This window comes from Sinomonas sp. B1-1 (assembly GCF_050474465.1).
GTDB classification, from domain to species: domain Bacteria; phylum Actinomycetota; class Actinomycetes; order Actinomycetales; family Micrococcaceae; genus Sinomonas; species Sinomonas flava.
Map to the genome: position 1 here is coordinate 1 of NZ_JBCHVF010000018.1, position 25,064 is coordinate 25,064.

Annotated in this window: 23 protein-coding genes; 8 read left to right on the forward strand and 15 right to left on the reverse strand. The window is 71.1% G+C overall.

Translation table 11 applies throughout. The features are described from left to right. Nucleotides 1–126: 126 nt before the first annotated feature. The 5 genes from ACQ5BE_RS18345 to ACQ5BE_RS18365 form a co-directional block, all read right to left on the reverse strand. Complete coding sequence (locus ACQ5BE_RS18345) at nt 127–1,515, reverse strand: FAD-dependent oxidoreductase (RefSeq protein WP_430298397.1); 1,389 nt, start codon at nt 1,513–1,515, stop codon at nt 127–129. Further along, nucleotides 1,515–1,925, reverse strand: coding sequence for an arsenate reductase ArsC (locus tag ACQ5BE_RS18350; protein ID WP_430298398.1), 411 nt, complete (start codon nt 1,923–1,925; stop codon nt 1,515–1,517). The genes ACQ5BE_RS18345 and ACQ5BE_RS18350 overlap by 1 nt, the downstream gene beginning before the upstream one ends. Continuing rightward, the gene (locus tag ACQ5BE_RS18355) at nt 1,922–2,623 is read right to left on the reverse strand and encodes an aquaporin (RefSeq protein WP_430298399.1); all 702 of its coding nucleotides are present in this window, start codon (nt 2,621–2,623) and stop codon (nt 1,922–1,924) included. Before ACQ5BE_RS18355 ends, ACQ5BE_RS18350 begins: the two co-directional genes overlap by 4 nt. After that, nucleotides 2,620–2,979 carry an ArsR/SmtB family transcription factor gene (locus tag ACQ5BE_RS18360; protein ID WP_430298400.1) on the reverse strand — a complete coding sequence of 120 codons (360 nt, stop codon included), beginning with the start codon at nt 2,977–2,979 and terminating at the stop codon, nt 2,620–2,622. The genes ACQ5BE_RS18355 and ACQ5BE_RS18360 overlap by 4 nt, the downstream gene beginning before the upstream one ends. Nucleotides 2,980–3,088: 109 nt before the next feature. Continuing rightward, nucleotides 3,089–4,129 carry a universal stress protein gene (locus ACQ5BE_RS18365; RefSeq protein WP_430298401.1) on the reverse strand — a complete coding sequence of 347 codons (1,041 nt, stop codon included), beginning with the start codon at nt 4,127–4,129 and terminating at the stop codon, nt 3,089–3,091. A 300-nt stretch (nt 4,130–4,429) separates the two neighbouring features. Between ACQ5BE_RS18365 and ACQ5BE_RS18370 the strand changes: the two genes are divergently transcribed. After that, nucleotides 4,430–5,071 carry an FAD-dependent monooxygenase gene (locus ACQ5BE_RS18370; RefSeq protein ID WP_430298402.1) on the forward strand — a complete coding sequence of 214 codons (642 nt, stop codon included), beginning with the start codon at nt 4,430–4,432 and terminating at the stop codon, nt 5,069–5,071. Between the two features lie 11 nt (nt 5,072–5,082). On the opposite strand, the gene ACQ5BE_RS18375 is transcribed toward ACQ5BE_RS18370, so the two are convergent. After that, nucleotides 5,083–5,751, reverse strand: coding sequence for a copper resistance CopC family protein (locus tag ACQ5BE_RS18375; protein ID WP_430298403.1), 669 nt, complete (start codon nt 5,749–5,751; stop codon nt 5,083–5,085). A gap of 125 nt (nt 5,752–5,876) precedes the next feature. Here ACQ5BE_RS18375 and ACQ5BE_RS18380 point away from each other — a divergent pair, with 125 nt between their 5' ends. The 4 genes from ACQ5BE_RS18380 to hutG all read left to right on the forward strand — a co-directional run bounded on the left by ACQ5BE_RS18380 (nt 5,877) and on the right by hutG (nt 11,518). Next, nucleotides 5,877–7,328 (forward strand): NCS2 family permease, encoded by a 1,452-nt coding sequence (locus ACQ5BE_RS18380; protein WP_430298404.1) that lies wholly within the window; start codon nt 5,877–5,879, stop codon nt 7,326–7,328. Nucleotides 7,329–7,460: 132 nt separating this feature from the next. Beyond that, a complete protein-coding gene (locus tag ACQ5BE_RS18385; RefSeq protein ID WP_344297320.1) occupies nt 7,461–8,030 on the forward strand; it encodes an NADPH-dependent FMN reductase in 570 nt (189 codons plus the stop codon). Nucleotides 8,031–8,296: 266 nt separating this feature from the next. Then, nucleotides 8,297–10,420, forward strand: a complete 2,124-nt coding sequence (locus ACQ5BE_RS18390) for an elongation factor G-like protein EF-G2 (protein WP_430298405.1) — start codon at nt 8,297–8,299, stop codon at nt 10,418–10,420. 81 nt (nt 10,421–10,501) lie between these two features. Then, on the forward strand, nt 10,502–11,518 hold the full coding sequence (gene hutG, locus ACQ5BE_RS18395; protein WP_430298406.1) for a formimidoylglutamase: 1,017 nt from the start codon (nt 10,502–10,504) through the stop codon (nt 11,516–11,518). A 203-nt stretch (nt 11,519–11,721) separates the two neighbouring features. Here the strand turns inward: hutG and ACQ5BE_RS18400 are convergent, their stop codons facing one another. From ACQ5BE_RS18400 to ACQ5BE_RS18410, 3 genes are all read right to left on the reverse strand, one after another. Next, a complete protein-coding gene (locus tag ACQ5BE_RS18400; RefSeq protein WP_430298407.1) occupies nt 11,722–11,958 on the reverse strand; it encodes a hypothetical protein in 237 nt (78 codons plus the stop codon). 178 nt (nt 11,959–12,136) lie between these two features. Then, nucleotides 12,137–13,738: a histidine ammonia-lyase gene (gene hutH / locus ACQ5BE_RS18405; RefSeq protein WP_430298408.1), complete on the reverse strand. Its 1,602-nt coding sequence runs from the start codon at nt 13,736–13,738 to the stop codon at nt 12,137–12,139. A gap of 110 nt (nt 13,739–13,848) precedes the next feature. Then, a complete protein-coding gene (locus tag ACQ5BE_RS18410; protein WP_430298409.1) occupies nt 13,849–15,579 on the reverse strand; it encodes a urocanate hydratase in 1,731 nt (576 codons plus the stop codon). Nucleotides 15,580–15,760: 181 nt separating this feature from the next. On the opposite strand from ACQ5BE_RS18410, the gene ACQ5BE_RS18415 reads away from it, so the two are divergent. Then, nucleotides 15,761–16,198: a hypothetical protein gene (locus ACQ5BE_RS18415; protein WP_430298410.1), complete on the forward strand. Its 438-nt coding sequence runs from the start codon at nt 15,761–15,763 to the stop codon at nt 16,196–16,198. Here the strand turns inward: ACQ5BE_RS18415 and ACQ5BE_RS18420 are convergent, their stop codons facing one another. After that, nucleotides 16,199–17,545: an LCP family protein gene (locus ACQ5BE_RS18420; RefSeq protein WP_430298411.1), complete on the reverse strand. Its 1,347-nt coding sequence runs from the start codon at nt 17,543–17,545 to the stop codon at nt 16,199–16,201. A 110-nt stretch (nt 17,546–17,655) separates the two neighbouring features. Further along, a complete protein-coding gene (locus tag ACQ5BE_RS18425; protein WP_430298412.1) occupies nt 17,656–18,441 on the reverse strand; it encodes an IclR family transcriptional regulator in 786 nt (261 codons plus the stop codon). Nucleotides 18,442–18,651: 210 nt separating this feature from the next. On the opposite strand from ACQ5BE_RS18425, the gene ACQ5BE_RS18430 reads away from it, so the two are divergent. After that, a complete protein-coding gene (locus tag ACQ5BE_RS18430; RefSeq protein ID WP_430298413.1) occupies nt 18,652–20,103 on the forward strand; it encodes an amino acid permease in 1,452 nt (483 codons plus the stop codon). Nucleotides 20,104–20,221: 118 nt separating this feature from the next. On the opposite strand, the gene ACQ5BE_RS18435 is transcribed toward ACQ5BE_RS18430, so the two are convergent. Continuing rightward, the gene (locus ACQ5BE_RS18435; protein ID WP_413249675.1) at nt 20,222–20,965 is read right to left on the reverse strand and encodes a 3-hydroxybutyrate dehydrogenase; all 744 of its coding nucleotides are present in this window, start codon (nt 20,963–20,965) and stop codon (nt 20,222–20,224) included. After that, entirely contained in the window at nt 20,962–22,338 is a 1,377-nt protein-coding gene (locus tag ACQ5BE_RS18440) for an MFS transporter (protein WP_430298414.1), read from the reverse strand. Before ACQ5BE_RS18440 ends, ACQ5BE_RS18435 begins: the two co-directional genes overlap by 4 nt. A gap of 190 nt (nt 22,339–22,528) precedes the next feature. On the opposite strand from ACQ5BE_RS18440, the gene ACQ5BE_RS18445 reads away from it, so the two are divergent. Next, the gene (locus tag ACQ5BE_RS18445) at nt 22,529–23,449 is read left to right on the forward strand and encodes a LysR family transcriptional regulator (RefSeq protein ID WP_430298415.1); all 921 of its coding nucleotides are present in this window, start codon (nt 22,529–22,531) and stop codon (nt 23,447–23,449) included. On the opposite strand, the gene ACQ5BE_RS18450 is transcribed toward ACQ5BE_RS18445, so the two are convergent. Then, nucleotides 23,446–24,012, reverse strand: coding sequence for a hypothetical protein (locus tag ACQ5BE_RS18450; RefSeq protein WP_430298416.1), 567 nt, complete (start codon nt 24,010–24,012; stop codon nt 23,446–23,448). The genes ACQ5BE_RS18445 and ACQ5BE_RS18450 overlap by 4 nt on opposite strands. 111 nt (nt 24,013–24,123) lie before the next feature. Further along, a complete protein-coding gene (locus tag ACQ5BE_RS18455) occupies nt 24,124–25,044 on the reverse strand; it encodes a spermidine synthase (protein ID WP_430298417.1) in 921 nt (306 codons plus the stop codon). Between the last annotated feature and the right edge of the window lie 20 nt (nt 25,045–25,064).

Consider the following 25,064-nt stretch of genomic DNA (forward strand, 5'->3'; position numbering starts at 1 on the left):
AGCAACACCCCGAAACCGAGCCGCCCACGAGCAACGACCGGAACCAAGCCGCGAGAGGCAATAGAGCCCACCTCCCGCGGACTCCCAGACCAAGCCCGAAAGCCACTTCTTCAGCGGTCTCCTAGCCTAGGACGAGCGCCCGTGCGCCAGCCCGGTCGGGAAGCCGATCACGACGGGCGTCTTCTCGGGGGTGCTGCAGCAGGAGGCTCCGAGCAGCGACTCCTCGGCAGCGCCATCCGAGCCGACACCGGAGCACACGCCCGTGGCGGGCAGCTCCAGTTGGACGGCGCCGGCGGCGACATGGTCCCCGGCAAGCGCGGCAGCGATGGAGCGTACCTGCTCGTAGCCCGTCGCCATGAGGAACGTCGGCGCACGCCCGTAGGACTTCATGCCGACGATGTAGAAGTCCTCCTCCGGGTGCGCGAGGACCGTGGCTCCGTGGGGTTCGACGGTCCCGCAGCTGTGGAAGTCCGGGTCGATCAGCGGACCGAGCTGGCGGGGCGCGTCCACGGCGGGGTCGAGGTCGAGGCGCACCTCGGACAGGATCGACAGGTCGGGCCGGAACCCCGTGGCGGGAATGAGCCGGTCGGCGTCGAGGGTCCGGCCGTCGGCGGCGTGGACGCGCAGTCGTTCCCCCTCGAGGATCTCGATCCGCTCGGTCCGGAAGCCGGTGACAAGGTGCACGACGCCGGACTCGACCATGGTGCGGAGCCGGGCACCGAGCTGGCCCCGGGCGGGAAGCCCGTCCGCAGATCCACCGCCGTAGGCCCTGCCGGGGGTCTCGGCGCGGATGGCCCACAGGACCTCGGTGCCCGGATTCGTCTGGGCGAGCCGTGAGAGCGCGAGGACGCTGTTTGCCGCGGAATGGCCCCCGCCCACGACGAGCACGCGCCGTCGCGCGAAGCCGCTCGCGGAGACGTCGGGAAGCGGAGCCGTGATGAGCCGGGCCTGGACGGCCTCCTCCTCGCCGAGGGCGGGCAGGCCCGAGGAGCCCAGCGGGGCCGGCGTCTCCCACGTCCCGGACGCGTCGATCACAGCGCGCGCCAGAAGGTCGGCTATGGAGCCGTCCGGCCTCTGCACCCGCAGGAGGAAGGGCGTCTGGTCGCGTCCGATGCCCGCACCCTTGTCCCTGTCCTGACGGGTGACCGCGAGGACACGGTGCCGGGTGCGGACCCGACTGGACAGTTCGGGCGTCGCTGCGAGGGGCTCGAGGTAGTCGGCGACGATCTGGGAGCCGTAGGGCAGCGCGGTGGGCCGGGGGGACTGCCAGCCGTGCTTCTCGAGCAGGCGCACCGAGGCCGGGTCGAGGTTGTAGCGCCAGGTGGAGAAGAGCCTCACGTGCCCCCAGGCTCGGATCGAGGAGCCGACGCTCGAGCCGGCCTCGAGCACGAGCGGTTCGAGGCCCCGCTCGAGGAGGTGGGCGGCTGCGGCGAGGCCGACAGGACCTGCCCCGATGACGACGACGGGATGGTCGGCGCGGGTCATCCCGGCCTGCCCCTCAACGACGGCGACCATCAGGCCCCCGCAGGCAGGAGCTCGGCGATGAGGGCCTCGACGCGGCCCCGGATGTCGTCGCGGATGGGGCGCACGGAGTCGACGCCCTTGCCGGCGGGGTCCTCGAGCTCCCAGTCCTCGTAGCGCTTGCCGGGGAAGATGGGGCAGGTGTCGCCGCAGCCCATGGTGATCACGACGTCCGAGGCCTTGACCGCCTCAGTGGTGAGGATCTTGGGCTGCTCGTCGCGGATGTCGATGCCCTCCTCCAGCATCGCCTCCACGGCCGCGGGGTTGACCTGGTCCGCAGGTTCGGAGCCGGCAGAGCGCACCTCGACCCGGCCCGCCGAAAGGCGGCTGAGGTAGGCCGCGGCCATCTGGGAGCGGCCGGCGTTGTGGACGCACACGAAGAGGACGGAGGGCTTGTCGCTCATGAGAGGACCTTTCGATCGGCTGAATCGGCAGCACCGGTCAGGGAGGGGTAGAGGAGCCGGACGAGCAGGAACCCGACGACGCCGCCAACCAGCTGCGCGACGACGAAGCCGGGCACCGAGGCCGGAGTGATCCCGGCGAACGTGTCCGTGATGGACCGTGCGATGGTGACGGCAGGGTTGGCGAAGCTGGTCGAACTCGTGAACCAGTACGCCGCTGCGATATAGCCGCCGACGGCGAACGCCACCCGGTCGGCGCGTCCCGAGCGGACGGTGCCGAAGACGATGAGCAGCAGGCCGACGGTTGCCACCGCCTCGCCCAGCCACAGCCCCGGACCCGAGCGCTCGTGGCCGGACAGGGACACGGCGTAGAGGCCGAACATGAGGTTCGCCAGAACCGTGCCCGCGAGTCCTCCCGCGATCTGGGAGGCGATGAGGACCAGCGTGGTCCGGGTGTCGATCAGGCCGAGAGCGCGTTCGACAAGGCTCACGACGGGGTTGAACGATGCCGACACCGGCTGGAGCGCAATGATCAGGGCGACGAGCGCCGCGCCGGTGGCGATGCTGTTCTCCAGCAGCGCCAGCCCGGCGTCCGCCGGGGACAGCCTCGAGGCCATGATCCCGGAACCGACCACGGCAAGGACCAGGAAGGCGGTGCCGACAGACTCGGCGGCCGCGCGGCGCACCGTCTCACGGGTCACGCGGCGGAACCCGAGATGAGGGCCGCCAGGCCGCCGAGCGCTTCAGTGCGGGCACGGTAGTAGACCCACACTCCGCGCTTCTCGCGCTCGAGGAGGCCGGCGTCGTGGAGGATCTTCAGGTGGCGGCTGATGGTCGGCTGCGAGAGCTCGAAGGCCTCGTTGAGGTCGCACACGCAGGCTTCGCCGTCCTCGTGGGCGGCGATGAGGGACATGAGCCTGAGCCTGACGGGGTCTCCGAGCGCCTTGAGCGCCGGGGCCGCCTTCTCCGCCTCGGCTTCGGAGAGCGGCTCGCCGGACAGCGGTGAGCAGCAGGCCGCGCCGGGCTGGGCGGGGGCTTGGACCGCACTCAATGACATAGACACATGCACATGTTTGCATGTCTGATCCCGCGACGCAACCACGATGGCGGCGGGCCGGCTCCGTGCGCCGGCCCACCGCCGTCGTTGGTCCTGCGGAAGAGTTGCGTCAGGGGGCGAGCATCGGGCCGAAGCTGGCCCGGTCGGTGAGCCGCTCGTCGGCGTGGTCCGGGACCACCATGACGGGGCCCTTCGCGTGGTGCAGCACGCCGTCCGAGGTCGAGCCGAGCAGCATGCCGGTGAAGCCCCCGCGGCCGCGCGTGCCCAGGACGAGCAGCTCGACGGTGCGGGAGACCTCGACCAGGACGTCCACCGGGGCCCCGTCGAGAAGGCTCGTCTGCACCTCGAGGTCAGGGAAGTGGCTCTGGAGCCACGCGACACCGGCTTTGAGCTGGGCACGGATGTCCTCGAACAGCTGCTCCCGGTCCACGGGCGCCGGGACCCACGCCAGGCTGCCGCTGAACTGCGGGACCGCGCACACCACCCGCAGGGGCACGCCCATCATCATGGCCTCCTCCGCGGCGACCAGGACGGCGACCCGGGCCTGGTCCGAGCCGTCGACGCCGACAGCGACCACGTGTTCGAGGGACGTGTGGCCCTCCTTGGCCTGCTCGGCCTTGAGGTGCCTGTCCTCGATCTCCTCGCCGATCCTCTCGGCGAAGCGCAGCGGGACGGTCACCGTCGGGCAGGCCGCGTGGGCCGGGAGGGCGCTGGAGACAGACCCGAGGAGCCTGCCCACGAAGCCGCCGCGGCCTCGGGTTCCGAACACGAGGAGCTCGGCGGCCTTGGAGAACTCGAGGAGGACGCCGGACGCGTCGCCGGATTCGACGGAGGAGGTGACCTCGACGCCGTCGACCTCGCCGAGCTTCTCGACGGCCTCCTTCAGGACGGCCTCGGCACCGTCGCGGATCACCGTGTCGTCGAAGCTCGCGTAGCCTCCGTCGAGTCCCGATGCGGCGAAGAGGGGGACACTGTAGGCGGTCACGACGTGCAGGGGGCGCCGACGGCGCTTCGCCTCTGCGGCGGCCCACATGAGTGCGCAGTGCCCGTGTTCGGAGCCGTCCACGCCCACGACGATCCCGGTGGGGAGATCCGACTCGGCGGAGTCCCTTCCGGCCGCGCCATCCTGCGGGTGGAGCTGGTCTGCCATGGCTTCCTCCTCGACTCGCTGCGAGCCTAACACGCCCCTCTCACACTCAATCTCCGCTGGTTTTCAAGGGTGGTCAACCCTCCACGCCGGCATCCCGGCGGCCCCTCCGAGAGCCCCTCCCGGGGCCCCTCGAACCTGCCTGACATCTGTCTACCCATCGACGCGGATCTTCTGTAAGGTTCAACTCGTTGTCGCCGGCCGGAGCCCTCACGGGTGCCCCGACGACACGCGTCTGCGAGCAGTCTGGGGGGAGGGGCGCGCAGCTTCCATTCCAGTCTGTCCTGCCCGGGGAGGATGTCCGTGTCGGTTTCGCCGCGTCCAGGTGTTCAGCCGTTCCACCCCGACGGCCAACCGGGCGGAGGGGCCGCTGGCGGGCATCCTGAGCACACCAGCGCCGTCGTGATCGGCACCGGCCTGTCGGGCCTGGCGGTCGCCGCGGAGCTCAGCCGCCTCGGGATCGAGACGGTCACCGTGGACGGCCTCGAGTCCTCCTCCCCCAGCACGGCCACCTCGGCCCTGCGCGTCGCAGACCTCTCGAGCGCCGAGTCCGCCGAGTACCTCGAGGTGCTGCGGCACCTCCGCAAGTACGCCGCAAGCCACCGGCTCGACGTGCGCCACCACGTCCCCGCCCGGCACCTCGCGCTCGTCGAGTCCCCGGGCCCGGGCGCGCCCGTCCAGTGGGCGGTGCGCACGGACGACGGCGTGGTGCTCGCCGACGCGGTGATCCTCACCCGGTGCGCCCACAACCAGCTGCGCCGGTTCCTCGCCGACCTCGGCTACTCCCTCGGCGAGCACCTCATGGCAGGGCTCGCCGAGATCGGGCTGTACCTCATCGGCGTCACCGACCTCGAGGCGCTCAGCGCCCGCGAGGTGCTGCGCCAGGCCAAGTCGGTCGGCGCGGACGCGGCCGCCCGGCTCGGGGCCGGCCTGCAGCACGCCTGATAGCGCCGGGCTCAGGCCCCGCGGTCCTCGCTGACCTCGCCGTTCTCCTCGTCGCCCCGGGCGAGCCGGCGCCGGGCCCCGACGCCCAGCGCGGCCAGCAGGCCCACGGCCACGACGGCGAACACGACGATCATCCACGGGAAGTCGTTCTGCGCCGTCGGCGCCGGCGCGGGCGTCTCGACGGTGCCCGGCTGCGAGGCCTGGATCCCCGGCCCCGCGGCGGACGGCGAGGAGGACGCCCCAGGCACCGCGGCCGGCGTCGTGCTTCCCTGCGCCACCGTGTAGGCGAACGTTCCCTCGATGGGGTGCGAATCGGAGCTCACGACGCGCCACACCACGGTGTACTGCCCCGCCGGCGCGCCGGCGCGCAGCTTCTGGTGGAGGCTGCGGTCGACGACCTCCGGGGAGCCCTCGGACCAGGACGTGCCGGACGGGTCGGTGACCCTGACCTCGGCGCCCACGCCCAGAGGCCTCTCGGAGAAGTCGAGGCGGATCTCCCCCGGGGCCGTCGCCGCCGTGGCGCCGGGGGCCGGGGAGGAACCCTCGAGCGCGTCGTGCGCGAGGGCCGGTGCAGGGCTGGCCACGAGGACGAGCGCCGCGAGCGCGAACGCCGCCAGCACGGGCGCGACCGCCGCCAGGGCGGCAGCGCGCAGCCGGGGGAAGGAGGGGATGATCTGCATCTCACCAGCCTAGGTTTCGACGTTGTGTAGAACAACCGGGCCGCAACTGACGAGTAGGATTGTCCCCGGCCGGCTGCGTCGCCGCCTTCGAATCACCCCCCATCACCGCCCCCACAGGAGTGCCCATGGCAACGGCTACGGCAACGACATCCGCAGTGGACCGTTACTTCAAGATCAGCGAGCGCGGCTCGTCGGTTGCGCGCGAGATCCGCGGCGGCCTCGCCACGTTCTTCGCGATGAGCTACATCGTGGTCCTCAACCCCCTCATCCTCTCCGGCGCGGACTCGGCCGGGAACACGCTCAGCATCCCGCGTGTGGCGGCCGCGACCGCGCTCGTCGCAGGCCTCCTCACGATCGCCATGGGCGTGTGGGCCAAGCACCCGTTCGCGCTCGCGACGGGGCTGGGCGTCAACGCCTTCGTCGCGGTGACCGTCGCGACCAACCCGGGGGTGACCTGGCCGGACGTCATGGGGCTCGTCGTCGTTGCCGGTGTGGTGATGTTCATCCTCGTGCTGACCGGGTTCCGGACCGCTGTGTTCCGCGCCGTCCCGGAAGGCCTCAAGACCGCCATCGTCGTGGGCATCGGCGTCTTCATCGCCCTGATCGGCCTGGTCAACGCGGGCTTCGTCCGCCGCATCCCGGACGCGGCGGGGACGACCGTTCCCCTCGGGCTCGGGGCGGGCGGCAAGCTGCTGGGCTGGCCCACGCTGGTGTTCGTCGTCGGGCTCGTCCTGACCATCGCGCTCATGGTCCGCAAGGTCCGCGGAGCCCTGCTCATCGGCATCCTCGCGGCGACCCTGCTCGCGAACATCCTCGAGCAGGTGTTCCACATCGGCCCGTCCGTGGCGCCGGGCAAGGCGCCGAACCCGGCCGGATGGTCCCTCGTGGTGCCGGGCCTCGGCGACGTCTCGCCTGTGGACCTGAGCCTCATCGGGCAGGCGAATCCCTTCGGTGCCTTCGCGCACCTCGGCACCCTGGGCGCCCTGCTCATGGCCTTCGTGATCCTCCTGAGCATCTTCTTCGACGCGATGGGCACCATGGTCGGGCTCGCCCGTGAGGCCGGGACGATGGGCAAGGACGGACAGATTCCCAACGTCGACCGCGTCCTCCTCGTCGACGCTTTCGGTGCGATCGCGGGCGGCGGCTCCTCGATCTCGTCGAACCAGATCTTCGTCGAGTCCGGCGCGGGCATCGGCGAGGGGGCGCGCACGGGGCTCGCCTCGGTCGTCACCGGCGCGCTCCTGATCCTGGCGATGTTCCTGACCCCGCTCATCAACCTCGTGCCGTTCGAGGCGGTGGCGCCGGCGCTCGTCGTCGTGGGCTTCCTCATGTTCCAGCAGGTCGCCAAGATCGACTGGCACGACATCGGGATCGCGATCCCCGCGTTCCTCACGATCGGCCTCATGCCGTTCACGTACTCCATTGCCAACGGCCTCGGGGCGGGCTTCATCTCCTACGTCCTCGTGCGCACCTTCCAGGGCCGCGCCAAGGAGATCCACCCGCTCATGTGGGCCGTCGCGGCGGCGTTCCTGCTCTTCTTCGGCATCGGCCCGGTCGAGCAGCTGCTCGGCATGTAGCTGGTCGGCAGGTAGCCGCTCGGCGCAGCCCTTCACCCCGCGGCGCCGTCGTCATAGGCTGACGACGGCGCCGCGCCGGGTCCGCTGCCCGGCACCCCTGCGGTGCCGCACCGGCAACGGAAGGAACCCCCGATGGCCTACACCGTCGGCTACTTCATCGGCAGCCTGTCCCAGAAGTCCATCAACCGCACGCTCTCCAAGGCGCTCATCCGCCTCGCCCCGGACTCCCTGGCGTTCGAGGAGATCCCGATCAAGGACCTCCCGCTCTACAACCACGACCTCGACGCGGACTTCCCCGCCGAGGGCCGTGCGCTCAAGGAGGCGATCGAGCGAGTCGACGCCGTCCTGTTCGTCACCCCCGAGTACAACCGCGACATTCCCGGATCCCTCAAGAACGCGATCGACTGGGCCTCCCGGCCGTGGGGCACGAACTCGTTCAACCGCAAGCCGAGCGCGGTCATCGGCGCCTCCCCGGGCAAGATCGGGACCGCGGTGGCCCAGCAGAACCTCCGCAGCATCCTGTCGTTCTGCAACTCCCCGCAGATGAACGCCCCCGAGGCGTACATCCAGTACGTCCCTGGCGTGTTCAGCGACGACGGCGAGGTCACCGACGCGAGCACCGAGGAGTTCCTGCGCCACTTCATGGAGGAGTTCGGGCTGTTCGTGGAGCGCGTGCTGACGGTCCTGCCGCGCGAACGCTGAGGGCGCGCCGCCTCGGACCTGGCCACTCGGGCGCTCGGGCACCCAACCAGCATGATCGGTGCGCGCCCGCACGATCGGCGGCGACCAGCACCGATCATGCGGGTGAGCACCGATCGTCGGACCGGCAGCGCTCGCCACCCTGGCGCCGTCGCTGCCTCCTCACGGAATAGCTCGGCGGCAGTCCTCGCCCCCGCGGAGGATGGGGGGCAGGATAGGACAACGATTCCATCCGCCCCCTGCGGGCACGTGGCGCTCAGGAGGACCTGATGTCTGGGAAAGGGACCAGCGGACCCGTGAAGGGGCCCGGCTCCGCCGCCGCGGTGAGCCGCCCCGAGCTCATCCGCAACGTGGCCCTCGTGGGCCATTCCGGGTCCGGCAAGACCACTCTGCTCGAAGCCGTCCTCGCCTCGACCGGGGCCATCCCGCGCATGGGTTCGATAGTGGAGGGGACCACGATCGGCGACTCGGACCCGACGGCTGTCCACCAGCAGCGCTCGGTGGGGCTCTCGGCCGTGCCCGTCATGGTGGGCGACACCAAGGTGAACTTCCTCGACACCCCGGGGTACGCGGACTTCATCGGGGAGCTCCGCGCGGGACTGCGGGCGGCGGATGCGGCGCTGTTCGTCGTCTCCGCGTCGGACGGGATCGACGCCGCGACCCGCGCCCTCTGGGAGGAGTGCGAGCGGGTCGGGATGCCGCGCGCCGTCGTCATCAGCCGGCTGGACCACCCCCGTGCGGACTACGACGCTGCCTTGGACCTCTGCCGCGGCGCCTTCGGCGACGCTGTGCTGCCCCTGTATGTCCCGCTGCGCGGCGGTGATGTCCCGAGCCGGCTCGTGGGCCTCCTCTCTGGAACCCTGTCGGACTACTCGGGCGATGAGCTCGAGCCCGAGACCCGGCCGGCCACGGCCGAGGAGCTCGCCGGGTGGGAGGGGCCGCGGGGAGAGCTCATCGAGGGGATCATCGCCGAGAGCGAGGACGAGACCCTCATGGACCGGTACCTGGGCGGTGAGGAGATCGGCTTCGACGTCCTCGTCGACGACCTCGAGAAGGCCGTGGCGCGAGGCGCCTTCTTCCCCGTGATTCCGGCGTCAGCCACGACCGGGCTCGGCACCGCCGAGCTGCTCGAGATCCTCCGGCGCGGATTCCCCTCCCCCGCCGAGCGGCCCGTCCCGGCGGTCACGGACCTGGACGGCAAGCCGGTCAAGCACCTCGTCTGCGATCCGGACGGACCGCTCGTGGGCGAGGTCGTGCGCACCACCGTGGACGCGTTCTTGGGGCGCGTCTGCCTCGTCCGCCTGTTCTCGGGGACCCTGCGCGACGACACCGCGGTCCACGTGTCCGGCCACGGCCTCGCCGACCGCGGGCATCCCGACCACGACAGCGACGAGCGGCTCGGCCATGTGTACCTGCCCTTCGGGTCCACGCTCCACGCGGTGCCGCAGGCAGTGGCGGGCGACGTCTGCGCCGTCGCACGCATCACCGCCGAGACCGGGGACACGATCTCGGCGCGGGAGCTGCCGCTCCTGGTGGCGCCGTGGGACATGCCGGAGCCGCTGCTGCCGGTCGCGGTCGAGGCGGCGTCGCACGGGGACGAGGACGCACTCGCGAAGAGCCTCGCGAAGGTCGCCGCAGGCGATCCGACGCTGCGCGTCGAGCGGAACGCCGAGACCCACCAGCTGGTCCTGTGGTGCATGGGCGAGTCCCACGCGGAGGCCGTCCTCGACCGGCTGCGGGAGCAGGGCGTCAAGCTCTCGACGGTCGACGTCGTGACCCCGCTCCGCGAGACATTCGCCAGTGCGGCGGCGGGCCACGGTCGGCACGTCAAGCAGTCCGGGGGCCACGGGCAGTACGCGATCTGCGACATCGAGGTCGAGCCACTGCCCCGCGGTGCCGGGTTCGAGTTCCAGGACCGGGTGGTGGGCGGAGCGATCCCCAAGACGTTCATCGAGTCGGTCGAGAAGGGCGTGCGGGCCCAGATGGTCAAGGGCGTCGCCGAGGGGTTCCCCGTGGTGGACATCCGCGTCACCCTCGTGGGCGGGAAGACGCACAGCGTGGACTCCTCCGACGCCGCGTTCCAGGCCGCCGGCGCCCTGGCCCTGCGGGAGGCGGCGGCTGCAGCGAAGATCAGGCTGCTCGAGCCCGTCTCGACGGTGACGATCAGCGTTCCCGAAGAGCACGTCGGCACGGTGATCAGCGACCTCTCCTCGCGGCGCGGGCGCGTCACGGGGACCACGGCCACCGGCGACGGCGCAGCCGACGTGAGCGCCGAGGTGCCCGACTCCGAGCTCGTGCGGTATGCCGTGGAGCTCCGCGGCCTCACCGGCGGGACCGGGACCTTCCGGCGGGAGTACCTGCGCCATGAGCCCGTTGCCGACAAGACCCACTGACGACGGCGGGTGCAGTCCGGTTCCCCGGACTGCGCGGGCGCTGCGCTCTGGCGCGCCGGGCCCGGCATGCGGTGTGCTGGGATGATGAGCGACTCGACCCTTCCCACACTGGCCCCCAGCACGCTTTCCCGCGACACGGCCCGCGAGGCCGCATTCACGCCATGGTCCGGGCGCCATGACGGCGACGCGCCCGGGCACCGCCGCTGGTGGCAGGCCGTGCGCCCATTCACCCCCGAGGCCGCCGCAGCGGCGTACGACGGCGGCCAGCGCCCGGCCGTGCTCCTCGGCTTCGCATCCGACGAGGGCGTGCGGCGGAACAAGGGCCGCATCGGCGCGGCCCACGGTCCCGCGGCGATCCGGGGCGCGCTGTCCCCGCTCGCGTTCCACCTCGACAGGCACGTGTTCGACGCCGGCGATGTCGCCGTGCCGCTCGGCACGCCGGACAGCCACGGGCCGCTCGAGGAGGGCCAGGAGCGCTTCGGGTCGGTGCTCGCCTCGGCGCTCGACGCCGGTGCCCTCACGGTGGGCCTGGGGGGAGGGCATGAGACGGCGTATGCGAGCTACCTCGGCGTCATCAGCTCCGAGCGCGCTGGGGGCTCGCGCCTCGGTGTGCTCAACCTCGACGCCCACTTCGACCTGCGGGACGAGCCGCGCGCAACATCCGGGACGCCGTTCCTGCAGATGGCCAGGGCCGAGGCTGCGGAGGGCCGGGCGCTCCAGTATGCGGCCCTCGGAATATCCCGCCCCGGGAATACACGAGCGCTGTTCGACCGCGCGGACGAGCTCGGCGCGCGGTACCTGCTCGACGAGTACACCACCAGGGCGACCGCCGAGTCGTTCGTGGAGGACTTCCTCGCCGACCTCGACGCGGTCTACCTCACGATCGACCTCGACGTCCTGCCGGCGGACACCGCTCCCGGCGTCTCCGCCCCGGCCTCGCTGGGGGTTCCGCTCGAGGTGATCGTCGCCGTCGTGCGCAGAGTGGCGGCGAGCGGCAAGCTGCTCCACGCCGACATCGCCGAACTCAACCCGTCGCTCGACGTGGACGGCCGCACGGCTCGCGTTGCGGCGCGGCTTGTCGACACCATCCTGGGCTAGCGCCAGGGCCGTCATCGGCCTCATTGTGCGGGATTGCTGCGGCAGTGGTCCTCGCCAGCGTGTTCGGCCAGTGCGCGCAGCTCGGTCCGGGCGTCCACCACGTGACCGGCATCACCATCACGTGCGGGTAGCGAGGCCCGCAGATGCCGAAAGGGCCCGCGCCAGTCGGTGCGGGCCCTTTCCGGGTGTGCGGGCGAGGCGGTTCAGCCGCGGCGGACGATCACGCCGTCCGACTTGAGGCAGAGGTGGCGGCCAGCAGGGCCGGGCGGGACGATCCACATGACGTTGCCGCTCAGCGAGACCTCCTCCACGGCACCCCGCGTGACGACCTTCGCGTGCCGCATGACCTCGACCATCTCGCCCACCGCGAGCTCAGTCCAGTTCTCGATCGGCGCCTGGTATGCTCCGCGTCGGTTCAGAACCGCTCCCCGTGCCTTCATCGATCTCTCCCACTCCTTTGTGCAGAAACATCCGTGACTGATTCGGTATCCGTGAGGCCACGGCTGATGGCCCCAGTGTCGCCCCGTGTGGGGGCGCCCTCCTCTTTCTATCGGCTTCTCCGGCGCGTCGCCATGTATGGTTCGACGACGTTTCGGGGAATCCTTGTGCACTCCGCCATCAGCAGAGCGGCCCCGCGGCCTCCTCGACCGCGGCGAGCAGCTCGCCGCCAGCCAGGACCCTGTCCGCTTCCTCCAGTTCGGGCGACATGAACCGGTCCGCGCCCGGTCCGGCCACCGTCCTGCGGAGCACCGTGATGGCTGCCGCCGTCCCCGCCCCGGGGACCAGCGCGCCGTCGGACATCTGGGTCCGGAGGTCGATCGCACGCGCCGCGGTCACCAGTTCGATGGCGAGGACCCGGCGGAGATTCTCGACCGCCCTGCGGAGCTTGCGGGCCGCGTGCCAGCCCATCGAGACGTGGTCCTCCTGCATGGCCGAGCTCGGGATCGAGTCGACCGAGGCCGGGACCGCGAGGCGCTTGCAGTCCGAGACAAGCCCGGCCTGCGTGTACTGGGCGATCATGAGGCCCGAGTCCACGCCCGGATCGTGGGCGAGGAACGCCGGGAGGCCGTGGGAGCGTGCAGGATCGAGCATGCGGTCCGTGCGGCGCTCGGCCATCGAGGCGAGGTCCGCGACGGCGATCGCCAGGAAGTCCAGCACGTAGGCGACGGGGGCGCCGTGGAAGTTCCCGTTGCTGGAGACACGCCCGTCCGGCAGGACCACGGGGTTGTCGATCGACGCGGCGAGCTCGCGCTCGGCCACCGTGGCCGCGTGCGCGACCGTGTCGCGGAAGGCCCCGGCGACCTGCGGCGCACACCGCAGCGAGTACGCGTCCTGGACACGGGTGTCGCCCTCGCGGTGGGAGGCGACGATGGGCGAGCCGCGCAGCACCGCGAGCATGTTCGCCGCAGAGTCGGCCTGGCCCGGATGCGGCCTCAGCGGGGCATGGAGCTCGGGCAGGAACACCTGGTCGGTGCCGAGCAGGCCCTCGACGCTCATCGCGGCCGTGACGTCGGCGGTCTTCGCGAGCTGGCGGAGGTCGTGCAGGGCCATGAGGAGCATGCCCAGCATGCCCTCGGTGCCGTTGACGAGGGCCAAGCCCTCCTTCTCGGCCAGCGTGACCGGCTCGATGCCGTGCGCGGCAAGCAGCTCCGCGACAGGAGGCTCTCCCGCGCCGCCGAAGCGCGCGCCGTCGGGCCCCTCCGCCTCGCCCTCGCCCATGAGGACCAGCGCCACGTGCGAGAGCGGGGCCAGATCGCCCGAGCAGCCGAGCGAGCCGAACTCGCGGATGACCGGCGTGATGCCCGCGTTGAGGAGCTTCACGAACGTCTCGAGGACCACCGGACGGACGCCGGTGCGGCCCGACGCGAGGGTCTTGGCGCGCAGGAGCATGAGCGCCCGCGCGACCTCGCGTTCGACTGCGGGTCCCATGCCGGCAGCGTGGCTGCGGATGAGCGACTTCTGAAGCTGCGTGCGCTTCTCCTGCGGGATGTGCAGGGTGGCCAGGGCGCCGAAGCCGGTCGAGATCCCGTAGGCAGGCGTCTCGGACGCGGCGAGCTCCTCGACATGGGCACGGACGCGGGCGACGGTGTCGAGCGCCTCGTCGGCGATGCTCACCGTCGCGCCATGCCGGGCGACGGCAACGACGTCCTCGGGCGTGAGGCCGGCGGTCGAGAGGGTGACCTCGGTGGGGAGGTGGGTTTCGGGGGCGGTGAGGGTCATGTGGGGAGTTCCTTGGTGGAAGTGTCTGGAACTGCACAACTCGTGGGCGGGTCGGTCCCTGAGGGCCGCTGACGGCTTCGAATTGTGCAGTTTCTGACAGTGCGAGTGGGTCAGCGACCGTGCATGGGGATCTTCACGCCGCGCTCGGCGGCGACCTCGACGGCGCGCTCGTAGCCGGCGTCGACGTGGCGGATGACGCCCATGCCGGGGTCGTTGGTGAGGAGGGCGGTGAGCTTCGCGGCTGCGAGCTCGGTGCCGTCCGCCACGGAGACCTGGCCGGCGTGGATCGAGCGGCCGATCCCGACGCCGCCGCCGTGGTGGATCGAGACCCAGGTCGCGCCGGAGGAGGCGGCGGTGAGTGCGTTGAGGAGCGGCCAGTCGGCGATGGCGTCCGAGCCGTCCTTCATGCCCTCGGTCTCGCGGTACGGCGACGCCACGGAGCCGGAGTCGAGGTGGTCGCGCCCGATCACGATCGGCGCCTTGACCTTGCCCTCGGCCACGAGCCGGTTGAACAGCAGGCCGGCCTGATGGCGTTCGCCGTAGCCGAGCCAGCAGATGCGTGCCGGGAGGCCCTCGAACTCGACGAACTCCCCGGCGGCGTCGATCCAGCGGTGCAGGTGCTCGTTCTCCGGGAAGAGCTCCTTGATCGCCTGATCGGTGACCTTGATGTCCTCCGGGTCCCCGGACAGGGCCACCCAGCGGAACGGGCCCAGGCCCTCGCAGAACAGCGGGCGGATGTAGGCCGGGACGAAGCCCGGGAACTCGAACGCGCGGCTGTAGCCGCCCTTCCGGGCCTCGTCGCGGATCGAGTTGCCGTAGTCGAACACCTCCGCGCCCTCGTCCTGGAACTCGACCATGGCTTGGACGTGGCGGGCCATCGCGTTCTGTGCCTTCTTGGTGAATCCCTCTGGGTCCGCCTCGGCCTCGTGGTGCCACTGCTTCACGGTGTACTCGGTGGGGAGGTAGCTGAGGGGATCGTGCGCCGAGGTCTGGTCGGTGACGATGTCCACCGTGAGCTCGCCGGCGCGGTGGCGGCGCAGGATCTCGGGGAAGACCTCCGCGGCGTTGCCGACGTAGCCGACCGAGAGCGCACGGCCCTCCTCCTTCGCGGCCACGACCTTCGCCACGGCGGCGTCGAGGTCCGTCTCCACCTCGTCGAGGTAGCGCTTGCCGACGCGGCGGCGGAGGCGCGCCTCGTCGACGTCGACGATCAGCACGGCGCCGCCGTTGAGCGTCACGGCGAGGGGCTGCGCGCCGCCCATCCCGCCGCAGCCGCCGGTGAGGGTCAAGGTGCCCTTGAGGGTCGGCTCGGCGAACCTGCCCTCGGCGTGCAGCTTCCGGCCGATGGCCGCGAACGTCTCGTACGTGCCCTGCAGGATGCCCTGGGTGCCGATGTAGATCCATGAGCCGGCGGTCATCTGCCCGTACATCGTCAGGCCCTCGGCCTCGAGGCGGCGGAACTCGGGCCAGGTGGCCCAGTCGCCCACGAGATTCGAGTTGGCGATGAGCACGCGCGGGGCCCACTTGTTCGTGCGGAAGACCCCCACGGGCTTGCCGGACTGGACGAGGAGGGTCTCGTCGTCGTCCATCTCCTTGAGGGTGGCGATGATGGCGTCGAACGCCTTCCAGGAGCGGGCGGCGCGGCCGGTTCCCCCGTAGACCACGAGCTCGTCGGGACGCTCCGCGACCTCCGGGTCGAGGTTGTTCATGAGCATGCGCATCGGCGCCTCGGTCTGCCAGGACTTGGCGCTGATCTCGGTGCCGCGCGGGGCGCGGACGGGGCGGGCGCCGGTGGTGAAGTCGGCCTTGCGGGCCGGTGCGGGGGTGGTGCTGTCGGTCATCGTGACTCCTGCGTCGTGATGTCGGGATTGCTTCTGTATCCATGACACCGCGCCGGGACCCGCGCCGACAGCGGCTTGCGAGGGGTGCTGTCCGGGATTGCAGACAAGCCCGCGAGCGCCGTTGCCGCGCACGACGGCGGCTGGTTGACTGGGCGCGGAAGTCACCGGAGGGGGCGGGACCATGGGCGAGGCGGCCGATCAGCGCAGGACGTACAGCGATCCCGAGGTCTGGCGCGGGCTGCTGTTCAGCGGGGGCTGGGGACGCGCCGCGCACCGCGGCAATCCCCGCGGGCGGCATGTCCTGGGCATTGCCTCCACGGCCTGCGGCCTCTTCGCCCTGGTCGGCGCCGCGCTGGTGTCCTGGTTCCTCACCTCCGGGCTCGGCTGGTACGGCCCGCGCGCCATGGACGAGGTGGGGCGCTGGGCGCTCGTCCAGTCGGGCGCCCTCGTGGCCGCGTGGGTGTGCACGGGCGCAGCCGTGGCCGGCCTAGCGTGCGGCGCCGCCTCCCTCATCGCGCGCTGGTCCCTGGGCCTCACCGTCATCGGGCTCACGCTCTCGGCCGCGGCGGGCGCGACCGTCGTGCAGGCGTGGGGGCTCTTCTTCTGGAACCACCTGTAGCTACTTGACGCACGGGACGCTGCCGCCCTGGAGTGGGCTCTTCCAGTCCTCGTAGGTCGGGGGCGGTGATGCGACGGGCGTTGCGCTGGCCGTCTCGCTCGGGGCGCTGCTCGCGGTGGACTGGTCCGCTCCGTCCGAGGAGGGAGCGTCCTCCGGCGAGGCCGACGCGGAGGCGGGCGGCGGCGTCGTGGGCTGGACGGGCTTCGGGGCGAGGAGTTCCTTCACGAACGCCTGGATCGCCGGGACGTCGACGACGTTGATCGCGGCGCCTTCGGGCGACCAGCCGAAGCCGACGATCGGCAGGGTCGTGAAGGTGATGTTCCCGCCCGTCAGCGACCTGGCCTGCTGGGCGAGCAGGAGGAGGTCGAGGTTGCGGTCCACGGCCATGTTCTTGCTGACCGCATCGAGGACCGCCTCCATCTTGGGCAGGTTGGTGAACGTCCCCGCCTGGGTCAGCTGGTGCAGGACGGAGGCGATGAAGGCCTGCTGGCGGCGTGTGCGGTCGAGGTCGGTGAAGTCGTAGGTCGGGTCGCTCGTGTCGCGGCGCTGGCGGACGAACGCCATGGCCTGCCGGGCATCGATCTGCTGCACTCCGGCACGGAAGTCTGCTCCGGAGTAGGCGTCCTGTGTGGCCCGGTTGACGCACACGGTGATGGGCTGGATCGCGAGGGCGACCTGGTAGAAGGCGACCATGGTGACTTCGACGAAGTGGTCGATCGGCACTCCGCCGAGGAACTGGGAGACGGTGGCGATCTGGGCGGCGCGGCCAGCGTCGCGCGCGGCCTGGTAGGTGGCGTCGTCGTTCGGCTTGCCCTGGGAGAGGAGCGCGGACTGCTCGGCAGCGAACCCGTAGCTGTACGCCTCCTTGATCTTGGTGGAGAACCCCCCGCCTCCGGGGATCCCCGCGATCTCCACGTAGTCGTCGCGCGGGATCGAGATCGCGGTGGCCTGGGAGCCGTCGGCGGGGATGTGCACGAGCATGAGCACGTTCGCGTTGTAGAAGCCCCCGCTGTCGTCGCCGGCCTGGAGGGCGTCCAGGATGTCCGGCGGGAGGGGCTGGCCGTTCTCGTCGAGCCGGGAGTCGAGGCCCATGACCAGGATGTTGGTGTCCTTGGACAGCGTGGGCGGCGCCGTGGAGGCGGACGGGCTCGCGGCCTCGTCCCCGAAGGCGCGGGTGAGCGCGTCCGAGCGGTGGACGTTGGAGTTGAACCGGGCGGCGAGCTGCACGCCGTAGACGACCGCGGCACCGCCGACCAGCACCACGACGATCCCCAGGGCGAGGCCGATGCGCAGCCACCTCCGACGCCGCGTGGCTCGTCGGTCCCCGCCTCCCTCCTGCTCCCCCATGCGCCGCCATCCTTCCGCGCGATGCGGGCATGCGGCGACGGACGGCGCCGGCAGGCATCGACGTGATGCACACCATACCGCCGGGGCAGGGGCGTGCCCAGAGGCTGAAGTCAGCCCCGGCCGTAGATCCTCGCCGCGAGCTCCCCCGCGACCTTGTGGACGCGCTTCGCGAGGTCCTCGCGACGCTCGGTGGGCACCCTCTCGTCCTCGAACGTCACGGCGACCGCGGCCGTCGGCCATCCGGCGTGGTCGGTGACCGCTGCCGCGACGGAGGCGAGGCCCGGGGTGACCTCGCCGGCTTCGGTCGCGTAGCCACGCTGGCGGACCTGGTCGAGCTCGGACTGCAGCGCCGAGTAGGAGCGGATCTGCTCCCCCTCCTCGGTGCGGGACGTGAACGCCGCGGCGTTCGGATACAGCGCGCGGACCTGCGACTTCGGCAGCGCCGCGAGGATCGCCCTGCCGCTCGCGGTGAGGTGGCTCGGCAGGCGCACGCCGACGTCAGTCACGAGCGAGGGCCTGCTCTTCGCCCGCTCCTCGACGATGTAGAGCACGTCCCGGCCGTGCAGGACCGCGAGGTGCGCGCTCTCCCCGATCGCGTCCACGAGCGCGGCGAGCACCGGCCGTCCGAGGCGGGAGAGCGGCTCCTGGCGCGAGTACGCGCTCGAGAGCTCGAACGCACCGATCCCCAGCCCGTACCGCTGCTCCTCCGCCAGGTGCAGCACGAACCCGTTCTCCTCCATGACGGCGAGCAGGTGGTACACCGTGGAGCGGGGCAGGCCGAGCTGGGTCCCGATCGCCGAGGCAGGCTGCGGGCCCCGACGCGACGCGAGCAGGCGGAGGATGCGCAGCGTGCTCTCGGCAGCGGGAACCTTGGACTTCTGGGCTGGCTCGGGCATGGGGCCTCGGTCTCCTCTGTCTGTCATACCGAACTCCAGTGTGCGCGAGCAGGACGACGGTGCGCACTCGCCGTCGTACGCGGGGCGTCCGGGATGCCAGACAGTCGCACTGTCTGTGATCCGAGACGGCAAGCGCAGGTGACGGCACTCACACGGCCCCCGGACCCGGAACAGTGGAAGGGATCCTTCCCAGAGTCGTGAGGAACCCCTATGCAGACACAGAACCCCGCCGCGCTCAGCCGCGGCCTCAACGTCCGGCACATCCGGTTCATGGCCTTGGGGTCGGCCATCGGGACGGGCCTCTTCTACGGTTCGGCCTCCGCGATCCGGGCCGCCGGGCCCGCCGTGCTCATCGCCTACATGGTGGCCGGCGCGGCCGTCTTCATGGTCATGCGTTCGCTCGGCGAGATGGCCGTGCGGCACCCCGTGTCCGGCTCGTTCGGCCAGTACGCCGGCCGCTATCTCGGCCCGTTCGCCGGGTTCGCGACCGGATGGACCTACGTCTTCGAGATGGCCATCGTGGCACTCGCCGACGTCACCGCCTTCGGGATCTACATGGGGTTCTGGTTCCCGGACGTGGACCGGTGGGTGTGGATCGCCGCCGTCATCCTCTTCCTCACCGCCGTGAACCTGCTCAGCGTCAAGGTGTTCGGCGAGCTCGAGTTCTGGTTCTCGCTCGTGAAGGTGGTGGCGATCATCGCGATGATCGCCGGGGGCGCGGCGCTCATCCTGTTCGGGTTCTCGTCCGGGGACGGTCAGGCCGGCGCGCACCAGCTGGTGGAGCACGGCGGGCTGTTCCCCCACGGGTTCGGCGGGCTGCTCGCGGCGTTCTCCGTGGTGGTGTTCGCGTTCGGCGGCGTCGAGACGATCGGCGTCACGGCCGGTGAGGCCGCGGACCCGAAGAGGGCCATCCCGGGCGCGGTGAACACCGTGCCGGTGCGCATCCTGCTCTTCTACGTGCTCACCCTTGGCGTGCTCATGAGCCTCTTCCCGTGGAACCAGGTCGGGGCCCAGGGCAGCCCGTTCGTGCAGATCTTCGACGGGCTGGGCATCCCGGGCGCCGCGCATGGGCTCAATGCGGTCGTCATCACCGCGGCGCTGTCCGCGATCAACTCGGACATCTTCGGTGCCGGGCGCATCCTGTTCGGGCTTGCGCAGCAGGGCCACGCGCCCGCCGCCTTCGGCCGGGTGTCGCGGCGGGGCGTGCCGTGGATGACCGTGGTGATCATGACCGGGGTGCTGGGCGTCGGCGTGGTGCTCAACGCCGTCATCCCTGAGGACGTGTTCACGGTGATCGCCTCGATCGCCACCTTCGCCACCGTCTTCGTGTGGGGCATGATCCTGGCCAGCCACGTGGCCATGAAGCGCGAGATCCGACGGTACGCGCTCGCCCCGTCCGAGTTCCCCTCACCCCTGTGGCCGGCGGCCTCGGTGGCGGCGGTCGGCTTCCTCGCGCTCGTCGTGGTGCTGCTGGGCTGGTTCGAGGAGACCCGGATGGCGCTCGTAGTGGGTGCGGCGTGGATCGGCCTGCTCGGCGCGGCCTACGCGCTGTGGGTGCGCGGTGACGGCCGGAACAGGCCCGCGCTGCGGGATGAGACGGCCCAGATGCCCGTGGTGGGTCCCCGGGGGACAGTGTCGGTTCAGGACAGCGTGCGGGCCTAGGCCTCCCTTCCCGCCCACCGTGCAGATCGACACAACTCAGCGCCGTTCCGACCCCTCAAAGGGCCGGAACGGCGCTGAGTGATGCAGTTATGCACGCTCTCCTGCGGTGCGCGGCGGCCTACCGGGCCGACCAGCCGCCGTCCATCGTGTAGGAGGCGCCGGTGACCATGCCCGCGTCGTCCGAAGCGAGCCACGCGACGAGCGAGGCGACCTCGGCTGGCTCCACGAGCCGCTTGATCGCCATCTCGGTGAGCATGACCTTCTCGAGGACCTCGGACTCGGGGATGCCGTGCGTCGCCGCCTGGTCCTTGATCTGCTTCTCCACGAGCGCCGTGCGGACGTAGCCGGGGTTGACGCAGTTCGAGGTGACGCCGTGCTCCGCTCCTTCGAGGGCCGTGACCTTGGAGAGGCCCTCGAGCGCATGCTTCGCCGTGACGTACGCGCTCTTGAACGCCGAGGCGCGGATCCCGTGGACGGAGCTGAGGTTGATGACCCGGCCCCAGCCGCGCTCGTACATGTGCGGGAGGGCGGCACGGATCAGGAGGAACGGGGCCTCGACCATGAGCCGCTGGATGCGGCGGAACGCCTCGGGGTCGTACTCGTGGATCGGGGCGACCTTCTGGATTCCGGCGTTGTTGACGAGGATGTCGCAGTCGAGCGTCAGGTCCTCGAGCGCCGCCGTGTCGAGCAGGTCCACCGCCCAGGCGGTGCCGCCGATGTCCGCGGCGAGCTTGTCGGCGGCGTCGCCGTCCAGGTCCGCGACCACCACGTGCACGCCCTTGTCCGCGAGGCCATGGGCGACGGCGGCACCGATTCCGGCGGCTCCGCCCGTCACGAGCGCCTTGCGGCCTGCGATGCTCATGCGCGCGCCTCCGCCTCTGGCGTCCCGCTCTGGACCCGGGCCGCGTCGGCGGCGTCGAGGGCGTGGAGCGAGGCACCCTTCGTCTCGCGCATCGCGAGCACGGCGACGACGGTGACCACGCCGGCGATGGCCAGGTAGACCGCGGTGGGCCACCAGGAGCCGGTGGCCTTGAGCCACTCGGTGGCGAAGACCGGGGCGAGCGAGCCCGCGACGATCGAGGTGACCTGGTAGGAGATCGAGACGCCCGAGTAGCGCATGCGGGTCGGGAACATCTCAGACATGATCGCGGGCTGGCCCGAGTACATGAGGCCGTGGAAGAAGAGGCCCACGATGATGGTCAGGAGGATGACTACGACGTTCTGGGTGCCGAAGGCGGGGAAGGCCCAGAAGCCCCACGTGCCGCCGAGGATCGCGCCGGCGAGGTAGACGGGCTTGCGGCCCACCCTGTCGGCCATGCGGCCGATGACCGGGATGACTGCGAAGTGGCAGATGTGGGCGATCGCGATCACGCCGAGGATCGAGCCCGTGTTCATCTTCAGGCCCGTGCCGAGGTAGACGATCGAGAACGTGACCACGAGGTAGTACATGATGTTCTCCGCGAAACGGAGGCCCATGCCCACGAGGACGCCGCGGGGGTAGCGCTTGAGGACCTCGAGCACGCCGTAGCCGGCGGCCTTCTCGGTCTCCAGCTCGGCCTTGGCCTGCTGGAAGATGGGCGCCTCGTCGATCTTGGTGCGGATGTAGTAGCCCACGATCACGACGATGGCGGAGAGCCAGAACGCCACGCGCCAGCCCCACGCGAGGAAGGCGTCCCCAGACAGCGTGGTGGTCATGAGCCAGAGGACCACGGTCGCCAGGACGTTCCCGAGCGGCACAGCGGCCTGCGGCCAGGAGGCCCAGAAGGCGCGTTCCCTGTCCGGGGCGTGCTCGGCGACCAGCAGCACGGCACCGCCCCATTCGCCGCCGAGGGCGAGGCCCTGGACGAAGCGGAGCACGACGAGCAGGATCGGGGCCCAGACGCCGATCTGGTCGTAGGTCGGCAGGCAGCCCATGAGGACCGTCGCGACGCCGATCAGCATGATGGTGATCTGGAGCGTCTGCTTGCGGCCGAGACGGTCGCCGATCTGGCCGAAGACGATCCCGCCGAGGGGCCGGGCGACGAACCCGACGGCGTAGGTGAGGAACGCGGCGATGATCGCGTCGTACTCGTTGCCCATCTTGGGCAGGAGGATCTTGTTGAACACGATCGTGGAGGCGGTCGCGTAGAGGAAGAAGTCGTACCACTCGACGACCGTGCCGGCCATCGAGGCGGAGACGATCTTCTTGAGCAAGGACCGGTCGGTGCTGCCGGAGGAGCGTTGATCAACGCTCATAGGTTCCCTCCTGGGTGTCGTCGCTGACACGGCTCACAAATGGTGCCGTGCGGGCGTCTTCTCGGTATGACGCCCATCACGTGTTCCCTCGAGTATTTACTGGGCGGTATTGCGCACTCAATGGCCAAATGGGCACGCTTGCCCTGCAGAAGTGCAGATCAGCGGAGGCGCACCGGGCTACTGTGGGCGCATGGCGACGCCGGCCCCCTCCCCAGATCTGCTCCTCGTCCTGCTCGAGGTCTCCCGTTCCGGGAAGTTCACGACGGCGGGCGAGGGCCTGGGCCTCAACCACACCACCGTGGCACGCAAGATCGCGGCGCTGGAGAAGTCACTCGGCGGTCGGGTCCTCGTGCGCTCGGCAGGGGGCTGGGAGCTGACCCCGCTCGGCGAACAGGCCGTGGGGGTTGCCGAGCAGGTCGCAGCGGCGGTGTCGAGGCTGGGCGAGGGTGCGGAGGACCCGGTTGCCGGGGTGGTGCGGATGACGGCGACGGACGGCTTCAGCGCGTACATCGCCTCACCCGCGGTGGCAGGCCTGCGGGCCGAGCACCCGGGCCTGACGGTGGAACTCGTGACCGTGACCCGGAGGGCGATGCAGCAGCGGTCGGGGGTCGACATCGAGGTGGTGGTGGGGGAACCACAGGTCCACCGCGCACAGGCCGTGCGCCTCGGGGACTACACGCTCGGGATGTACGCCTCGAGGGACTACCTGGCCCGGCACGGGACGCCCGGCACTCCAGAGGAGATGGCGCGCCACGGGCTCGTCTACTTCGTGGACTCGATGCTTCAGGTCGACGACCTCGACGCGCCGCGCCGGCTGGCCCCCGAGATGCGGGACGGGCTCACCTCCACGAACGTGTTCGTGCATGTGGAGGCGACGCGTGCCGGGGCGGGAGTGGGATTCCTTCCCTGCTTCATGGCGGACCGCCACGAGGATCTCGTGCGGCTGTTGCCGGACTACTTCCGGGAGCAGCTGCCCTATTGGATGGTGCTGCGTGCAGACTCGCTGCGGCAGCCATCCGTGGCGGCCGTCGCGGACGCCCTCAAGCGGCAGACCGAGCTGTCGCGGCCAATGCTGCTGGGGGATGGCGAGGAGCGCGGCGAGGATTCCTAGGCCGCGGCTGCCGGGGCGGTGGTGACGCGGAGCTCGAGCGATCCCTCGGCCGTCCGCACGAGGGAGATCCGCCGGCCGGCGACGTCGACGGCCCTCCCGGCCAGAAGCTCGGGATACAGCGCATGGCGCTCAGAGGACGGGAGCGCGCCGATGCCCGGGACTCCCCGCTCGACGAGTTCCCGCGTGAAGGCAATGCTCTCGAGCGCCAGCACCCGCCGGCGCTCGAGCCTGCCGGAGACTCGGGCCAGCAGCTCCGGCGCGGCCAGGAGGAAGAGCGCAATGACTCCGGCGACCACAAGGTCGATCCGCTGCGCGAAGACGAGGTAGCCGAGGGCCAGCCCCATGGCGACAACCGCGATGCGTCCGAGGAGGTTCAGCCCCCGGGCCCGGGCTCGGTGGACGCGTGCCCGGGCGAGGCGAGCCTGATCGGCGGCGAACTCCGCTTCGTGCTCCAGCCCGAGGGGCACAGAGCGGATGAGCCGCGTGCCGTCCGGAAGCAGGGCTCCCTTCACGCCGTATACCGTCGCCTCCGCGAGGCCTTGCGCCGCATGTGCAATCGTCATCGATCCCCATCACTGTCACCGCGCACCCTGATGCTTGACGGCAGGCGCCGCTGCCTGCCAACGGGTGGGAAGCTTCCAGACTACGCCCCGTTGGACAGGAGCCAGCCTTCGTTACGCACCATTGCGCCCGCCCGACTCCCCGGACGCGGCCTCCGGGTCCGCGGCCGGCCGGCCGGCAAGGTCCCGCTCGGCAAGGTCGCGCTCGGCAGGATCCCGCCGGGCGCGGGTGGGGCCGATCCAGGCCCTGACCTGCGCGGCGTCCCAGAAGTGGGCGGGCATGGCGCCGCCGAGCAGACGGCGGCGAAGCGCGGCCGACCCTTCGATCGGGTCCGCGCTTCCGGCAATGATGATGTTCCCGTAGCGGCGTCCCTTGAGCATCGCGGGGTCGGCGACGATCGCGACGTGGGGGAACACCTCGGCGATGGCGGCGGCCTCGATCCGGGCGGTCACATGATCCGGCGCGCTGCCGATGTTCGCGAGGTAGATCCCGCCCGCATCGAGGAGCCTGGCCGACGCCTGCGTGAACTCGACGGTGGTGAGCGGGTGCGGGGTGTACGGGCCCGCGAACACGTCACGGATCACGACGTCCCGCGTCGCGGACGTGAGGGACTCCGTGACCTCACGCGCCTCCCCCACGCGGATGCGCAGGAGAGGCGCCTTGGGCAAGTCGAACCACTGGCGCACGTACTCGGCGAGCTGCGCGTCGAGTTCCACGACGACCTGCCGGGCGTCGGGATACCGGGCGGCGACGTACCTCGGCATCGAGCAGCCCCCGCCGCCCTGGTGGAGGACACGGAGCCGGGACCGGCCGCCGGGGTCGAAGCGGTCCTCGACAAGCGCCATGATCCACCGCATGTACTCGAAGTCGAGCCGCAGCGGGTCCCCGAGGACGACGTGGGAGCTCTGGACCCCGTTGATCTTCAGGAGCCACCCGTCCGAGGAATCGCCGTCGGGGACGAGCTCGGCGCTGCCGGTGCTGATGGGATAGAGGCCCGCGACCGGGCCTCCGCCCCTCTCCCTGTCCCGAGCCATCAGGCCCCGGCCCTCACAGC

Bases quoted from the DNA above. Each gene is read 5' to 3' on its own strand.
- ACQ5BE_RS18410 (WP_430298409.1), bottom strand. From the start codon at position 15,579: ATGACCGACAGCACCACCCCCGCACCGGCCCGCAAGGCCGACTTCACC.
- ACQ5BE_RS18440 (WP_430298414.1), bottom strand. From the start codon at position 22,338: ATGAGCGTTGATCAACGCTCCTCCGGCAGCACCGACCGGTCCTTGCTC.
- ACQ5BE_RS18385 (WP_344297320.1), top strand. From the start codon at position 7,461: ATGGCCTACACCGTCGGCTACTTCATCGGCAGCCTGTCCCAGAAGTCC.
- hutH (WP_430298408.1), bottom strand. From the start codon at position 13,738: ATGACCCTCACCGCCCCCGAAACCCACCTCCCCACCGAGGTCACCCTC.
- ACQ5BE_RS18400 (WP_430298407.1), bottom strand. From the start codon at position 11,958: ATGAAGGCACGGGGAGCGGTTCTGAACCGACGCGGAGCATACCAGGCG.
- ACQ5BE_RS18365 (WP_430298401.1), bottom strand. From the start codon at position 4,129: ATGGCAGACCAGCTCCACCCGCAGGATGGCGCGGCCGGAAGGGACTCC.
- ACQ5BE_RS18450 (WP_430298416.1), bottom strand. From the start codon at position 24,012: ATGACGATTGCACATGCGGCGCAAGGCCTCGCGGAGGCGACGGTATAC.
- ACQ5BE_RS18435 (WP_413249675.1), bottom strand. From the start codon at position 20,965: ATGAGCATCGCAGGCCGCAAGGCGCTCGTGACGGGCGGAGCCGCCGGA.
- ACQ5BE_RS18445 (WP_430298415.1), top strand. From the start codon at position 22,529: ATGGCGACGCCGGCCCCCTCCCCAGATCTGCTCCTCGTCCTGCTCGAG.
- hutG (WP_430298406.1), top strand. From the start codon at position 10,502: ATGATGAGCGACTCGACCCTTCCCACACTGGCCCCCAGCACGCTTTCC.
- ACQ5BE_RS18425 (WP_430298412.1), bottom strand. From the start codon at position 18,441: ATGCCCGAGCCAGCCCAGAAGTCCAAGGTTCCCGCTGCCGAGAGCACG.
- ACQ5BE_RS18420 (WP_430298411.1), bottom strand. From the start codon at position 17,545: ATGGGGGAGCAGGAGGGAGGCGGGGACCGACGAGCCACGCGGCGTCGG.
- ACQ5BE_RS18430 (WP_430298413.1), top strand. From the start codon at position 18,652: ATGCAGACACAGAACCCCGCCGCGCTCAGCCGCGGCCTCAACGTCCGG.
- ACQ5BE_RS18390 (WP_430298405.1), top strand. From the start codon at position 8,297: ATGTCTGGGAAAGGGACCAGCGGACCCGTGAAGGGGCCCGGCTCCGCC.
- ACQ5BE_RS18380 (WP_430298404.1), top strand. From the start codon at position 5,877: ATGGCAACGGCTACGGCAACGACATCCGCAGTGGACCGTTACTTCAAG.
- ACQ5BE_RS18375 (WP_430298403.1), bottom strand. From the start codon at position 5,751: ATGCAGATCATCCCCTCCTTCCCCCGGCTGCGCGCTGCCGCCCTGGCG.
- ACQ5BE_RS18455 (WP_430298417.1), bottom strand. From the start codon at position 25,044: ATGGCTCGGGACAGGGAGAGGGGCGGAGGCCCGGTCGCGGGCCTCTAT.
- ACQ5BE_RS18345 (WP_430298397.1), bottom strand. From the start codon at position 1,515: ATGGTCGCCGTCGTTGAGGGGCAGGCCGGGATGACCCGCGCCGACCAT.
- ACQ5BE_RS18350 (WP_430298398.1), bottom strand. From the start codon at position 1,925: ATGAGCGACAAGCCCTCCGTCCTCTTCGTGTGCGTCCACAACGCCGGC.
- ACQ5BE_RS18415 (WP_430298410.1), top strand. From the start codon at position 15,761: ATGGGCGAGGCGGCCGATCAGCGCAGGACGTACAGCGATCCCGAGGTC.
- ACQ5BE_RS18360 (WP_430298400.1), bottom strand. From the start codon at position 2,979: ATGTCATTGAGTGCGGTCCAAGCCCCCGCCCAGCCCGGCGCGGCCTGC.